General features: G+C 70.7%; 9 protein-coding genes and 2 pseudogenes. 2 read left to right on the forward strand and 9 right to left on the reverse strand.

The features are described 5' to 3' along the window. Positions 1–6: 6 nt before the first annotated feature. Entirely contained in the window at positions 7–786 is a 780-nt protein-coding gene (locus tag NG1_RS13435) for an alpha/beta fold hydrolase (protein WP_062970653.1), read from the reverse strand. Positions 787–1,084: 298 nt separating this feature from the next. Then, positions 1,085–1,498, reverse strand: a complete 414-nt coding sequence (locus tag NG1_RS13440) for a DUF7144 family membrane protein (RefSeq protein WP_062970655.1) — start codon at positions 1,496–1,498, stop codon at positions 1,085–1,087. 225 nt (positions 1,499–1,723) lie between these two features. Between NG1_RS13440 and NG1_RS13445 the strand changes: the two genes are divergently transcribed. Together NG1_RS13445 and NG1_RS13450 are read left to right on the forward strand one after the other, a co-directional pair. Then, positions 1,724–4,342, forward strand: coding sequence for a LuxR C-terminal-related transcriptional regulator (locus NG1_RS13445; RefSeq protein ID WP_062970657.1), 2,619 nt, complete (start codon positions 1,724–1,726; stop codon positions 4,340–4,342). A gap of 57 nt (positions 4,343–4,399) precedes the next feature. Further along, a complete protein-coding gene (locus NG1_RS13450) occupies positions 4,400–6,055 on the forward strand; it encodes an alkaline phosphatase D family protein (protein WP_062970659.1) in 1,656 nt (551 codons plus the stop codon). Positions 6,056–6,082: 27 nt separating this feature from the next. Here NG1_RS13450 and NG1_RS13455 read toward each other — a convergent pair whose 3' ends face one another. From NG1_RS13455 to NG1_RS13480, 7 genes and pseudogenes are all read right to left on the reverse strand, one after another. Next, a complete protein-coding gene (locus tag NG1_RS13455) occupies positions 6,083–7,225 on the reverse strand; it encodes a metallophosphoesterase (protein WP_157114039.1) in 1,143 nt (380 codons plus the stop codon). Positions 7,226–7,301: 76 nt separating this feature from the next. Beyond that, positions 7,302–8,543 carry a tryptophan synthase subunit beta gene (gene trpB, locus NG1_RS13460; RefSeq protein WP_062970688.1) on the reverse strand — a complete coding sequence of 414 codons (1,242 nt, stop codon included), beginning with the start codon at positions 8,541–8,543 and terminating at the stop codon, positions 7,302–7,304. A gap of 167 nt (positions 8,544–8,710) precedes the next feature. Next, entirely contained in the window at positions 8,711–9,934 is a 1,224-nt protein-coding gene (locus tag NG1_RS13465) for a serine hydrolase (RefSeq protein WP_062970664.1), read from the reverse strand. 9 nt (positions 9,935–9,943) lie between these two features. Further along, positions 9,944–10,510, reverse strand: coding sequence for a protein kinase domain-containing protein (locus NG1_RS38255; RefSeq protein ID WP_254368842.1), 567 nt, complete (start codon positions 10,508–10,510; stop codon positions 9,944–9,946). 40 nt (positions 10,511–10,550) lie between these two features. Then, positions 10,551–10,715: pseudogene (locus tag NG1_RS38800) on the reverse strand (serine/threonine-protein kinase); the annotation flags it as partial. 219 nt (positions 10,716–10,934) lie between these two features. Continuing rightward, positions 10,935–12,191, reverse strand: a complete 1,257-nt coding sequence (locus tag NG1_RS13475; protein WP_157114040.1) for a DUF7159 family protein — start codon at positions 12,189–12,191, stop codon at positions 10,935–10,937. 557 nt (positions 12,192–12,748) lie between these two features. Continuing rightward, positions 12,749–13,372 (reverse strand): annotated as a pseudogene (locus tag NG1_RS13480) (lytic transglycosylase); the annotation flags it as partial.

The raw sequence follows: 13,372 nt of genomic DNA on the forward strand, positions 1-13,372 counted from the left end.
TACGACCTAGGGCGCCTCGGCGGTGGTGACGCTGGTGGTGGTCAGGATCGTCTGCGCCACCAGCCGCGGGTCATCGATCATCGGAACGTGACCGGTGTCCGGCAGGATGGTGTACACGGCCTCGGGCAGCCGCGTCCGGGCGATCGGCCCGTGGATGTGTTCGGGAAGAACACGATCGTGTTCCGACCAGGCCACCGTGATCGGGCACGGCAACGGGTCGAGCGCGGCGATCTGCTCGTCGGTGCCGAGCAGATCGGCGGTGACGGTGCATTCCAGCAGGTCGCGTAAGCAGGTCAGGGCCTGCGCCGAGCTGATGCGATCACCGTGCACGGCGATGTTGCGCAGAGCGATGCGCCGGGCCGCCGCACTGCGCAGCGCCAGCGGGGCGAGAAAGCCCAGCAACCGCCCGGTGACCGCCTCCCGGGCGATGCGGCGGGTCGCGGCCGACCGGCTTCCGTCCCCGGCTTCCCAGAACCCCGCCGGTGAGAGCGCGCAGACGGACTCGGCGCGACCGCGACGAGCCAATTCGATCGCCATCCAGCCACCCAGCGAATTGCCCGCGACGTGCACCCGGCGCAGTCCCAGCGCGTCCAGCCGCTGCTCGATGTCGTCCACCAGATGCTCGACCCGCGCCGGGCGCCGCAGGGCGGGCGGCCCGCCCCGATGGCCGACGGCGGTGGGCGTGATCACCTCGTGCCGGGCGGCGAGCAAGGGGGTGACGTCGTCCCACACCCGTTCGGACATCGTGACACCGTGCAGGAGAACGAGCGGGGGCTTGCTGGGCATTGGCGTCCCTTCGATTTCGTAGTGCGATCTCGAAGGTGGATACCACAACCTCACCTATGGTGGCAGCGGAAACCCCGACTTCTGCGAGAGATCACCAAGTTTGCTCGCCGGAATGCTGCGGCCGCAACAATATCGCCGTCCCGCCCGCGCCGAGCCGGCTCCCACCCCCGGCCGGACGACGCCGGATCCCGCTGACCGGCGCCGCGCCACGCTTCAGGTGCGAGGCGCACCGAAGGTCGGATCGGCGGCGTTCGTCCCGGCCGAGAGCAGAGGCGCGCGGCCGGGAATGTCCGTCCGCTCAGACGGCTTCCGGCCGCCAAGTGGCGACCGCCCAGATCACGACGATGTTCAACGCGATCACCAGAACCGACCATGCCGGGTAGTACGGCAACCACATGAAGTTCGCGATGATCGACAGGGCCGCCAGGAAGATCGCCACCACCCGCGCCCAGGTGGCGCCGGTCATCAAACCCAGCGCCGCGACAACCAGGAGAACGCCGATGACGATGTGGATCCAGCCCCACGTCGTGGTGTCGAACTTGTAGACGTAGTCGGCGCCGACGACGATCAGGTCGTCCTCGGCGACGGCGGAGATCCCCTCGAAGATCGACAGCACACCGACGGTCAGCAACAGGATCGCGGCCGCTATGGACGTACCCGCCGCGATGCCACGGCGGACGGGGTGTGGCTCCGGTTCGGTCATGTGCGTCATCGGTCGCCCCCTTTCTCGGGGAATAGTGGACAGGCGTCTTCCGAATGTCCACCAGTCCCACCGTCCGGCACTTCACCCGTTTCGGGTGACTCCGATATTTCGCGGTCACCCGAAATGAAAATTCCATAACGACCACACACGATCTGATCGAGCGGACTACACACCGGGTAAGTTCCGCTACCGAGGCGTGGTAGTGATCTGTCAGCACACGGCCCGGGAGGCACGGTGACCACCTCGCACGTCCCCGCTCTACGCCCCGTCCCCGCCGCGGCGGAATCCGTCACCGAGATACCCGCGTTGCCGTTCACCCCGATCCCCCGGTTCGATCTGTACGCCGCCGCCGACGGCGTGTCGAGCACCCGCGACGGACACGTGCTGCTGATCTGCGCACCGGCCGGGGCCGGGAAGTCGGTACTGGTGGCCGATTGGGCCGCCCGGCACGCCGCGGGTACGTCCGACGTCGCCTGGGTGACCGTCACCGAGCAGCTCGACGACCCGACGACGCTGTGGACCGTGCTGCACGACCGCTTCGAGATCGCGAACCCGACCTGCTCGAACCCGCCTGCCGCGCAGGCCGCGGCGCTCGCCGACACGCTGGCCGCGCGTACGACGCCGACGGTTCTCGTGCTCGACGACGCCCACCTGCTCACCGATCCGCTCGCGCTCGCCGGTATCGAGTACTTCCTGCAGCACGCGCCGCCCAACGTGACGACGGTGCTGTGCGCTCGCTTCGCTCCGCCGCTGCGCTGGCACGTGCTCGAGCTGCATTCGCGACTGACCCGGTGGGGTCCGAGTGAACTCGCCTTCACTCCGGCGCAGATCGATGCGCTGTGCCGTGACCACGGCTGCGAACTCACCGGCGACGAACTCGCGACGCTGCACGCCCTGACCCGGGGCTGGGCCGCCCTCGTGCGCATCGCCGCGACGCATCTGGCCGCGAGATCCGACGACCGAGCCGCTGCGCTCACCGTTCTCGCGCGCCCGGCGCGCGCGGTCGCCGACTTCCTGATGAGCGAGCTCATCGAGGCGCTGCCGCCCGCACTGCGCCGGTTCCTCACCTACACCAGCATTCCGCTTTCCTTCACCGAGCAACTCGCCGACGACCTCCTCGGCGGTGGCGCGGGGCACTGTCTGCACGAACTCGATCGGATCGACTTCCCGATCGATTCCGACGTGCGCGACGGCGAGGTCTGGTTCTCCTGTCATCCGCTGGTGCGCGCCCACTTCCTCGCCGAAGCCCGCCGCCTCGGACCTGACCTGTGCGCGCAACTACATCGCCGGGCGGCCCGCTGGTTGCGGTCCGCGGGGCTGCCCTCCACCGCGCTTCCGCATCAGCTCGCGGCCGCGGACCGTGATCTGCTGTGCGAATTCCTGTCCACGTGTGCGCTGCGCATGGTTCTCGACGGGAGGGGCGCGACGCTGTTCGATCAACTGGCCCGTTCGGCGCCCGCTCTGCTCGATGATCCGTTCCTCTGGCAGGTGCGCGTCGTCGACGCCCTCGTCACGGGCAGCACCGCCGCCGCGGTGGCGTGCCTGGACACCGCCGCGGCGCGGCGCGCCGCCAAGATCTCCTTCGCCTCGCCCGAACGGCTCGACGCACTCACCCTCGCCGCGACGATCGACGTCGCCGCGACCACCGGGGCCGACCTCCCCGGTTTCCCGGACCGCGTCTCGCCGACCGGCGACCCCGATCTCGACGCGTACACCGAGATCCAGATCGCCACCGCCTTCGTCGCCGGTGGCACCGTCGCTCGCGGCGAACAGTTGCTGCACTCGGCGCTCGCACTCGCCGAGCACGCGGGCCGCCCCCGCTTGGTGCTGCGTGCCCTGACCCGGCTGGCCTTCGCCGCCGACGCCGTCGACGCCGCCACAGCGATGCGCGAGCGCGCGGCGCGTGCGCTGGCGATCGCCGAGGAACACGGACTGCTGGGCACGACCGACGCCGTCCAGGCGACGTCGGTGGCCGCCTACGGCGCCTACCTGCAAGGCGAGACGCCCGAGGCGGCCCAGATCGCGTCCGTTCTCACCGAACGGGCCGATCACGACGGATCGTGCGGCCCCGCCGCCGGATGGCGCGGCCACGTCGTGGGCCGCTTGCTGGATCTCGAGCGGGCCGAGGAGCAGTCCGCGGCGGTCGACGCGCTGCGTCGCAGCCTGCTGGTCCTGCTCGAGCACAAGACGGTGCCCGCCACGACGGGCAGCCTGATCCTGCCGGTGGTGTGGGCGCTGCTGCGCGTGCACGACGCCAGGACCGCGCAACTGCTGGTCGAACGCGCCCGCGGCATCGTCGGAGAGCTTCCCGAGGTGCGGTTGGCCGATGCGGCGCTGCACGCCGCGGCCGATCGCCGCAAGGCGACCTGCGCCGTCCTCGAACCGCTGCTGGAGCGTGCCGGCGACCTGCGTCCGGTCAGCGCCGTCACCGGATGGCTGCTGTACTCCGCGGCGCAACACGAGTCCAGGGCGCCGGCCAAAGCCCTCACCGCGCTGGAGAACGCGCTCGGTTCCGCCACGCCCCACCGGCTGTTGCGGCCGTTCCTCGACGTGCCCGCCGCGATGCCCTTGCTGGACAGTTACGCGGGCAGGCTCGGCCGGGCGGAGAGCTTCGCGGCGACGATCCGGCGTCACCCCGCGGCGCGCCGCAGGCCCGCCTACCCCGCTTTGACCCACACCGAGATGACCGTGCTCAAGCAATTGCCTTCCGGCCGCACCGCCCAGCAGATCGCCGCGGATCTCGGTGTCTCGGTCAACACCGTCAAGACGCACCTGCGCGGCATCTACGGCAAGCTGGGCACCAATTCCCGGGTCGAGGCCCTCGACCACGCGCGCCGGGGCGGGCTGCTCTGACGCCGGAGCGCCGCTCGCGGCCCCTTCCCGTCCTCGGGCGCGGCCTTACGCTGATGTATGGCTCTCTCACGTCGGGGACTTTTCCGAGTCGGCGCCGCGGGGTCGGCCGCGGTACTGGCGGGAACCGCGGCGGCGAGCAGTGCCCGGTTTCCCACCCCGCGCCGGCTCGGCGATCCGTTCGCGCTGGGCGTCGCCTCCGGCGATCCCGCACCCGATGGTGTGGTGCTGTGGACGCGGCTGGCGCCGGACCCGCTGGCGCCGGACGGCCTCGGCGGCATGCCGGTGGATCCGGTCACGGTCGATTACGAAGTGGCGGACGACGAGCAGTTCCGCCGGGTGGTGGCGCGCGGGTCGGCGGTGGCCACCCGCGCACTCGGTCACAGCGTGCATCCGGAGGTGCACGGATTGGCGCCGGATCGCTGGTACTTCTATCGGTTCCGAGCGGGCTCGGCGGTGTCTCCGGTGGGGCGCACCCGCACCGCCCCGGCGCCCGGGCAGGCCTTGGCGCGGCTGCGCTTCGCCTTCGCCTCCTGCCAGTCGTGGAGTTCCGGCTACTACACCGCCTACGAGCACATGAGCCGGGAAGATCTGGATCTGGTCGTGCATCTGGGCGACTACATCTACGAGCGGGCGTGGGCGCGCGGGCGGGCGGGTGTCGCGATGGGGCCGAACTTCCGCGACGAGGCCGTCGACCTGCCCGGCTACCGGCTGCGTTACGCGCTGTACAAATCGGAGCAGCCGCTGCGCGCCGCGCACGCCGCGTTCCCATGGCTGGTCACCATGGACGATCACGAGGTCGACAACAACTGGGCCGCGGGCGCGCCCGGCATCGGTCTCGACATCTGGCGCATCCCCGCCCTGTTCCGCCGCCGCCGCGCCGCCGCCTTCCAGGCCATGTACGAGCACCAGCCACTGCGCCTGGCGCAGCTGCCGTCCGCCGCGGGCTTCCGGCTGCATCGCCGCTTCCGGTTCGGCGATCTGGCCGAGATCACGATGCTCGACACCCGCCAATACCGCACACCGCAGGCATGCGGCGGCGCAGTGGTCGGCGGCTGCACCGATCGATTCTCCCCCGGCCGCACCATTCTCGGTGCACAGCAACGGGATTGGCTGATCGACGGCCTGACCCACTCCCCCGCGCGCTGGCAGGTCCTCGGCAACCAGGTGGGTATGAGCCAGAACGATTCCGACCCGGGCCCGCAGGTCAGCGTCTCCACCGACGCCTGGGACGGCTACGTCGCCGACCGCAACGCCGTACTGGACGCCGCTGCGACCCGCGGCGCCGCGAACCTGGTGGTGATCACCGGCGACCGGCACGAGAACCAGGCCGCCGACCTGCGGCGCGACTACACCGATGCCGGATCACCGGTCGTGGCGGCGGAATTCACCGGCACCTCGATCACCAGCAACGGCGACGGAACCGATCTGAGCGACAAAGGCCGCCGGCTGCTCGCGGCGAACCCGGACATCAAGTTCTTCAACGCCCAACGCGGCTACGTCCGGGTCGAACTCGACCACAAGATATGGCGCAACGACTTTCGCGTCGTTCCCTACGTCCGCCATCCGGGCGCGCCCATCCACACACGAGCCGGTTATGTCGTCCAGGACGGCGTTCCGGGGGTCGTCGAGGCGTGGAGTCCCGGCCATCCACCTGCACCGGCGCCCGCGTCCGACGCCGCCGGTCAGGCAGGCGCCGCCCGCGGCCACCGTTGACGAGGTCGCCCCGGCAGCCAAAAGCGCTCAGGCGCTCGCGGGCTCCGAACGCAGGACCAGCACGGTGATCTCACTCGGGGCGAACACCCGCAGCTGCGGCCCCCAGAAGCCCGTCCCCCGGCTGGTGTAGAGCTGCGTGCGCTCGCCGTGGCGGCTCAGCCCGGCGACGACGGGCTGATCGAGGCGAACGAGATAGTGGAAGGGCCAGATCTGGCCACCATGGGTGTGACCGGAGATCTGCAGCGCCACACCCGCCGCCGCGGCCTCCGCGATCTGCTTGGGCTGGTGGGCGAGCAGGACGACCGGCGCGTCCGGATCCGCTCCCGCGAGCGCGGCGGGCAGGTCGGGACCGTGCCCGGGCAAGGCGATGCCGGTGGGATCATCGATGCCCGCGATCACCAGCCGATCGTCGCCGCGGCGCACGATTTCGTGCCGGTTGTGCAGCGGTTGCCAGCCGAGCGAGGTCATGTGGTCGATCCAGCCCTGGGCGTCACCGAAGTATTCGTGATTGCCGGTGATGTAGAACCGGCCGAGTTCGGCCTCGACCTTGCCGAGCGGGTCCACCTGCGCGTGCCGCTTCGCCACCGATCCGTCCGCGAGGTCGCCCGCGTGACAGGCGATGTCGGGCCGCTGCGCGTTGACCACCTCGACCACCCGTTCCGACCAGCGCAGCCGGTCGAGCGCGGCGTAATGGGTGTCGGTCACGACGACCATACGCAGTCCGTCCAGCGCGGGGCCCAGACCCGGAATGGACACCTCCAGGGTGCGCACCCGCGGTACCCGGCGCGCCTCGACCACACCCCACACCACCAGCACGGTAGTGGCCGCGAGCACACCCACCGCGACGATCCGGGAGCGAGCCGGGTCGGCCACCCCCGCGACGGTCAGTCCGGCGCGCGCGAGATTGCCGAGCACCGACCAGCTGAACAGCACCCACGTCACGCCGAGCAACGTGTCGCCGACGATCGAGGCCGCATCCGACTGCGCCGGTCCGTGACCGAGGAACATCGACGCGGGCAGGCCGACGAATCCGAGCAGGAACAGCGCGGAACCCAGCCAGAACAGCGGGCCGGATTCCGCGGTGGGTGCGGCTACCAGCGTCCACCAGGGCAGCAGGAACAGCACGGCGGGAATCGCCAGGAACAACAACAGGCGGGGCACATACTTCAAGAGGGCTCGTCCTCGGGCGCGGGTGTAGCGCGCGGTCCCTCTCCGGCGCCATGGGCGTTTCCGACGATAGCAGCGGTCACGCCACACCGAGCCGGTCGGCGGCGACGGCGAGATCCTTGTCACCACGGCCGGACAGGCACAGCACGATCAGCGAGTCCGCGGGAATCTCGCCGCGCGCCGCCATCTCCATCAGATAGCCGACGGCGTGAGCGGATTCGAGCGCGGCGAGGATCCCTTCGGTGTGGCTGAGTGCCTGCATGCCGCGTAGGGCGACCGCGTCGGTCGCGGCCCGGTAGAGCACCCGGCCGCTGTCCTTCAAGTGGCTGAGTTCGGGACCGACGCCCGGATAGTCCAGTCCGGCGGCGATGCTGTGGGTACGCGCGATCTGACCGTCCTCGTCCTGCAACAGATAGCTGTAGGAACCGTCGATCTCACCCGGGCTGCCCATGCAGAGGGTCGCGGCGTGCTCGCCGGTATCCACCCCGAGCCCGGCGGCCTCCACACCGATCAACGCCACCCGCGGGTCGTCGGCGAACGGATGGAAGACCCCGATGGCGTTGCTGCCGCCGCCCACACAGGCCAGCACGTAATCGGGCATCCTGCCCTCGGCGCGTGCGATCTGGTACCTGGTCTCCGTCCCGATCACCGTCTGGAAATCACGCACGATCCGCGGGTACGGCGCGGGTCCCGCCGCGGTGCCGAACAGGTAGTGGGTGGTGTCCACATCGGCCACCCAATCGCGGACCGACTCGCTGATCGCCTCCTTCAGCCGCCGCGAACCGCTGTCCACCGGCCGGACTTCGGCGCCGAGCAGCTTCATCCGCACCACGTTCGACGCCTGGCGCCGCATGTCTTCGGTGCCCATATAGACCACGCAGGTCAATCCGAGCATCGCCGACACCGTCGCCACCGCGACGCCGTGCTGACCCGCGCCGGTCTCGGCGACGATCCGCTTCTTGCCCATCCGCCGGGCCAGCAACGCCTGCCCGAGCGCGTTGTTGATCTTGTGGGCGCCGGTGTGGGCCATGTCCTCGCGCTTGAGATACACCCGGACGCCCGGCACACCCAGCAACTCCCCGAACCGCGGTACCCGGTGCAGCAACGTCGGCCTGCCGACCCGGTCGCGCAACAGCTCCCGGTATTCGGCGACGAAACCCGGGTCGGCGCAGGCGAGGCGGTAGGCGTCCTCCAAGGCTAGTAGCGCGGCCATCAGGCCCTCGGGAACGAATCTGCCGCCGAACACGCCGAACCGCCCGCGTTCGTCGGGAAACATCTCGTGGCGGGATCCGCTCACCGCCACGTCATGGTCAATCCTCATCAACACCAACGCTTTCACCGCCAAAGAGCCGACGGGTCAGTCTGTTCCGCTAGCGCTAGCACAACCCGACGGGTTGGCAACAAGCGAGTTAACAGACTAAATCGTTCGGATGGCTAAGGTGTTCTCACTGGTGGAGGCGATCGATCCGGCCGGGCACCTCGCCCTGGCTACCGGTCGGCAGGCACCGTGGCGGAGACCTGGGCAACCAGCCGCCACGGTCGCTCGGTATCGGTGGTGGCCTTGCCGCTGGTGAGGATCGCACCGGACAGCCCGCGAGCCGGGTCGGCCCAGCCGTACTGGGTGGTCAATCCGCTACGCCCGAAATGCGATCCGGTGTCGCGGCCGAATTTCGACCTGCGCCCGCCGAGTTCGAAGCCGGCTCGGCTGACGCGTCCGGCGACACCGGGTATCCAGCGCGCCGGGCGCACCGCCTCCGCCAGCGTCTCCGTCCGGATGATGCGGCGGCCGTCGGGTGCGCCGTGGACGAGGATCTCGTAGAACCGCGACAACTCGGACGCGGTGGTGATCAGATTGCCCGAGGGCAACTCGGCGGTGAGGAACGCGTCGGTCGCCGCGCGCGACGCACGGTCCATCCGCCCGCCGACCGCCCTGCGCGCCAGATAGCTCGCCGTCCGAGAGGGAGCCGGACCGGTTTTCACGCTCGGCACGACCTTGCCGAGGTCCTCGGGTCGCACGCCGAAGTTGGTCCAGCGGAATCCGAACGGCTCGAGCACCTGCTCGGCGAGATGCTCGCGCATCCGCTTGCCGGTCGCGCGCCGCACCAGCAGGCGCAGCACCAATCCCAGGGTGAGCGCGTGGTACACACGGAAACGTCCCGGCTTCCAGCTCGGAACCAGGTCGGCCAGCGCGCGCACGGCCAATTCCTCGTCGAGTACCAGGTCGACGCCCTGATACGGAGCCGGGACGAAAGGGATTCCGGCGGAATGCGAGAGCACCTGACCGATCGTGATGGCGGCCTTGCCGTTCGCCGCGAACTCCGGGATGTAGTCGGACACCGGATCGTCGAGGGCGAAAGCACCCTGCTCGACGAGCATGAACATCAGCGCACCGGCCACCCCCTTCGCGGTCGAGAAGCCGCAGAACGGCGTGTCGGGGGTGGCCGGGACGCGCACCGCCTCCGGCCCGTCGCCCGGCGCGTTGCCCCAGCCGTGGCCGATGGCGCGGTTCAGGGCGATCTTGCCGTCGCGGCGCAGGCAGACCTGGATCGCGGGAGTGCTGCCCAGGCGGTACCACGCCTGCACCGACTCCCACAGGGACTCCACGTCGGCGCGGCCGAGGCCGATCGCCGCGGGATCGTCTTCCGGACCTCGGGTCGTGACGGTCTCCAGGTCGTCGACGATAGCGACCGAGCCGGCCGTTGGTGCGCTCATCCGGCCAGCTTATCCACCGTCGGCGGGAGCTACCGGCGCCCGGCGCGGCTCACAGCGGCGCCGCTTGCCACCAGTGGTCGAAGAGGTCCTGGCCGGTGTGGTGATCCCAGGACACGTCGATGACGATCCACGCCCGCGCCGGATCGTCGAATCCGGCTGTGAGCAGTCCCGTGTTGCCGCCCGGGTAGTGACTCCAGCGCACCCGCCCGGATCCGGACGGTCTGCGCCAGGTGTCCTGGCGCGTGGTGTCGTTGTCGATATTGGTCTCGAACGTCGAGTCGCGCCGAGGGTCCCCACGCCGGAACGACCACACATACCAGTGGATGCCGTTGTCTTGGCGGCACACGCGTCCATCGATCGGGCGATCCCGAAATCGGTGATGCGGACCGCGTCCGACCCGTCGTCGGCCGTCGACACCAGGATGTTCGCCGGTTTCACGTCGCGGTGCAGCAGTCCGCCGCGGTGCGCGGCGTCCAGTCCGCGGGCCGCGCCTGCGACGATCCGCACCGCACGCCGAGCGGGCAGCACCGCCGGGCCGCGGCGCACCAAATTCCGCGGCGTCCACACCGTCGACATACCGCATGGCGATCCACAGCACGTCGCCCTCGGCGCCACGGTCGTAGATGGACACGACGTTCGGATGCTCCAGCCGCGCCGCCAATTCGGCCTCCCGCTCGAACCGAGCCCGGAACTCCGCGTCCGCCCCCAGGTCCGGATCGAGGATCTTCAACGCGTCCCGGCGCGGCAACCGCGGATGCTCGGCGAGATACACCGCGCCCATCCCACCCGCGCCGATCCGGCGCACGACGCGATATCCGGCGAAGACCTCGCCCGGTTGCACAGACACGACGCGCCCTCCTCCCTGACCGAGCAGAATACCGGCCGGCGCGTCATCCACCGACCCAGGCCGCTGACACCACTTCCGGCGGGGCAGCGTAGGGCTGCCCTGCCGGAAGTGGCGGGAACGGGCTCGGCGCGAGCGTCTCTCAGGGCATATGTCTCAGCGGCCGTGCAGCCAGCTCTCCTTCAATTTCCAGTGGTTGTCCCACCACGCCTGCACGGTGGCCTGGTCGGCATTCCAGGGAGGCGGTGGGGACTCGCCCGGGAAGAGGTAGGTGTCGTCGGGCGCGGCGGCGGTGGTCGGCGCCGGAACGGTCGGTTCGAGCGATTGCGTCGGGGTGGGATTGCGCGGGTGCGGCGGCGGTTGCTGCTCCGCGGGCGGTGGTACTGGAGGCGGGATGGGCGGGATGGGCACCTGAGCCTCCGCCGCCGGGTGTGGCGGAGGTGGCGGTGGGATCGGCGGTTCGGGATACGGCTCGGGAGTGGATGCCGGTTCCGGCAACACGGCCACCGGGGCTTGCTCGGCCGCGGGCGCCGGGGGCACCGCCGCCGGATTCGGTTCGGCGAGCCGAGCGGCGGGAACGGGCGCCTGCACGGGCCCGCCGATCGCGGCATCGGCCGGGCGGTCCTCGCGCGCCTGCACGACGGCGACCGCCGCTCCGCCCAGCAGGGCGGCCGCGGCCGCTCCGGCCAGGATCACACGACCGCCATGTCGGCGACCGGCCACCGCCGGTGCCGCCGGTGCGCTCCGGAACGGAGCGGCCGCGACCAACGCCGCGCCGTAGGCGGCGGCGTTGGCATGGTCGGGCGCCGCCATGACGGGTACGTCGAGCGCGAGCCGCACCGCGGCGACCACATCCGGGTCACCCGCCGACGAGCCGCACAAGACCACGGCGTCGGGCAGCAACCCGTCCGCCGCTATCGCGGACCGGATTCGATCGATCGCCTGGCCGGCGGTATCGGCGTCGACGACACCGGACGACCACCCGCCGCAGCTGAGAATTCCGTTCCGTTCCGGACCGGTCACGAGATAGGACGTGTGGTAACCGACGAGCTCGAGCACCAGCACGGTGCCGTACTGCCCCAGGCCGGGGATGTCCTCGATCATCGCCAGCAGCGCTGCCTTCGCCGACACGAGCGACGACGATCGCCACGATGCCGATGACAGTTGCGACACAATTGCTCGCCGCTCGGCAACGGTGCGGTACGCCACGGCGACGTCATCGATTTCGGTGCCCGCCTCGGCCTCGGCCGTCAACGCTTCGAGTGTGGCGGCCACCGATGCGGCGGCCGAGTGCTCGACCGGCTGCTCGATCTCCCGCAGCACGTCCGGCCTGGTGCCCCGTTGCGCCGTGGACGAGACCATCACCCCGCGCACCACGGCCTGTTCTGCTGATATTCCGACTGTGGCCCTCATGGGATCACCTCTGCTCGACCGGTCTCGGACGGGGTTCGGAACGGCGGTCGCCGACGATCGGCCCGGGTTCGGATCCGGGTCACACGCTCGCCGAACGTCCGCCGCACGAGATGACGCCCTCGGAGACCACGACGGCAAGCCCTGACCGGTAGGCGCGGGCGTGCCCGAAGGTGAATGGCCTCCTCGGCGCCGCTGGCAGATGCCACGCGATAGCTACCGATCAGAATACGTCCGTTCCCGCGGTCCGGATACGGCTTCGAGGCGGTGTCGCGCGCGATATGGGCACAATCGTGACGAAACCAATTCGACGCCGTTTTCGGGACGATCTCCCAAGCGACGGCGACGGTCACTGTGCCTCGGCACGACGACCCGCGAGAACTAGGGTGCGATCGAGTGGCATCGCTCGCAGAGGTTTGCGAACGGTCGCGGCATAGCCCGTCCCGGACCAACGCGCGTCTTCGCCCCCTGCGATCGCGCCGCGGTCCACCGTGGATGGACCGGTAGCTGGACGCAGAGCGCGTGCCGCGAGAACCTGCGGGTTACCGGAGGGGACGGAGTCAGCCCGCCGGAGGGGGCGGGGGTGGGCCCGGAAGAGGAATGACGATGCCGAACGGCAGGGTGATTCCGGGCGGGGATGTCGGTGTGGGCGCGGGTTCGGCGTCGGGCACCGGTTCGGGTTCCGGCGCGGGCGGTGTGGTGATGGCCGGTTCGGGGTCGCGCGGTCCGGTGTTCCGCTCCGGGGCGACAGGGGCGGGGCCGATGGCGGCCTCGGTCTCGGGTTGCGTGCACCCGGCCGCACGGGCGTCGGCGGGTCCGGCGTTGCCGGCCGGGTTGCCGTCCGCTTCGGGGCTGTTCGCGCCGGGGTTCGGTAGCTGCCCGGGCGCCGCGCCGTACGGTTGCCCGGGCGCCAGCGGAGTGCGCGCCATGCCGGGCTGCCCTGGTTGCGGCATCGGCGCGGGAACAGGTTGCGCGACGCACGGATTCACCGGTGGCGGCGGCGGGCAGAAGATGCCGCACGGAATGGGCGGCAGACCGGGAAGCGTGATCATCACCTGCGTCGGCACCTGCTGCCGCGGCGCGGGCACGGGCGCCCGCGGCGACTCGACGGGTGCGGGCACCGCCGTGGTCACCGCAGTCATCGGGGAACCGGGATCCACCGGTGCTGCCGCGCCCGGCGGTAT

Source organism: Nocardia gamkensis NBRC 108242, assembly GCF_001612985.1.
GTDB classification, from domain to species: Bacteria; Actinomycetota; Actinomycetes; order Mycobacteriales; family Mycobacteriaceae; genus Nocardia; species Nocardia gamkensis.

Coding starts and splice junctions, on each gene's coding strand:
- NG1_RS13435 (WP_062970653.1), bottom strand. CDS start 786: ATGCCCAGCAAGCCCCCGCTCGTTCTCCTGCACGGTGTCACGATGTCC.
- NG1_RS13440 (WP_062970655.1), bottom strand. CDS start 1,498: ATGACGCACATGACCGAACCGGAGCCACACCCCGTCCGCCGTGGCATC.
- NG1_RS13450 (WP_062970659.1), top strand. CDS start 4,400: ATGGCTCTCTCACGTCGGGGACTTTTCCGAGTCGGCGCCGCGGGGTCG.
- trpB (WP_062970688.1), bottom strand. CDS start 8,543: ATGAGGATTGACCATGACGTGGCGGTGAGCGGATCCCGCCACGAGATG.
- NG1_RS13465 (WP_062970664.1), bottom strand. CDS start 9,934: ATGAGCGCACCAACGGCCGGCTCGGTCGCTATCGTCGACGACCTGGAG.
- NG1_RS38255 (WP_254368842.1), bottom strand. CDS start 10,510: ATGTCGACGGTGTGGACGCCGCGGAATTTGGTGCGCCGCGGCCCGGCG.
- NG1_RS13475 (WP_157114040.1), bottom strand. CDS start 12,191: ATGAGGGCCACAGTCGGAATATCAGCAGAACAGGCCGTGGTGCGCGGG.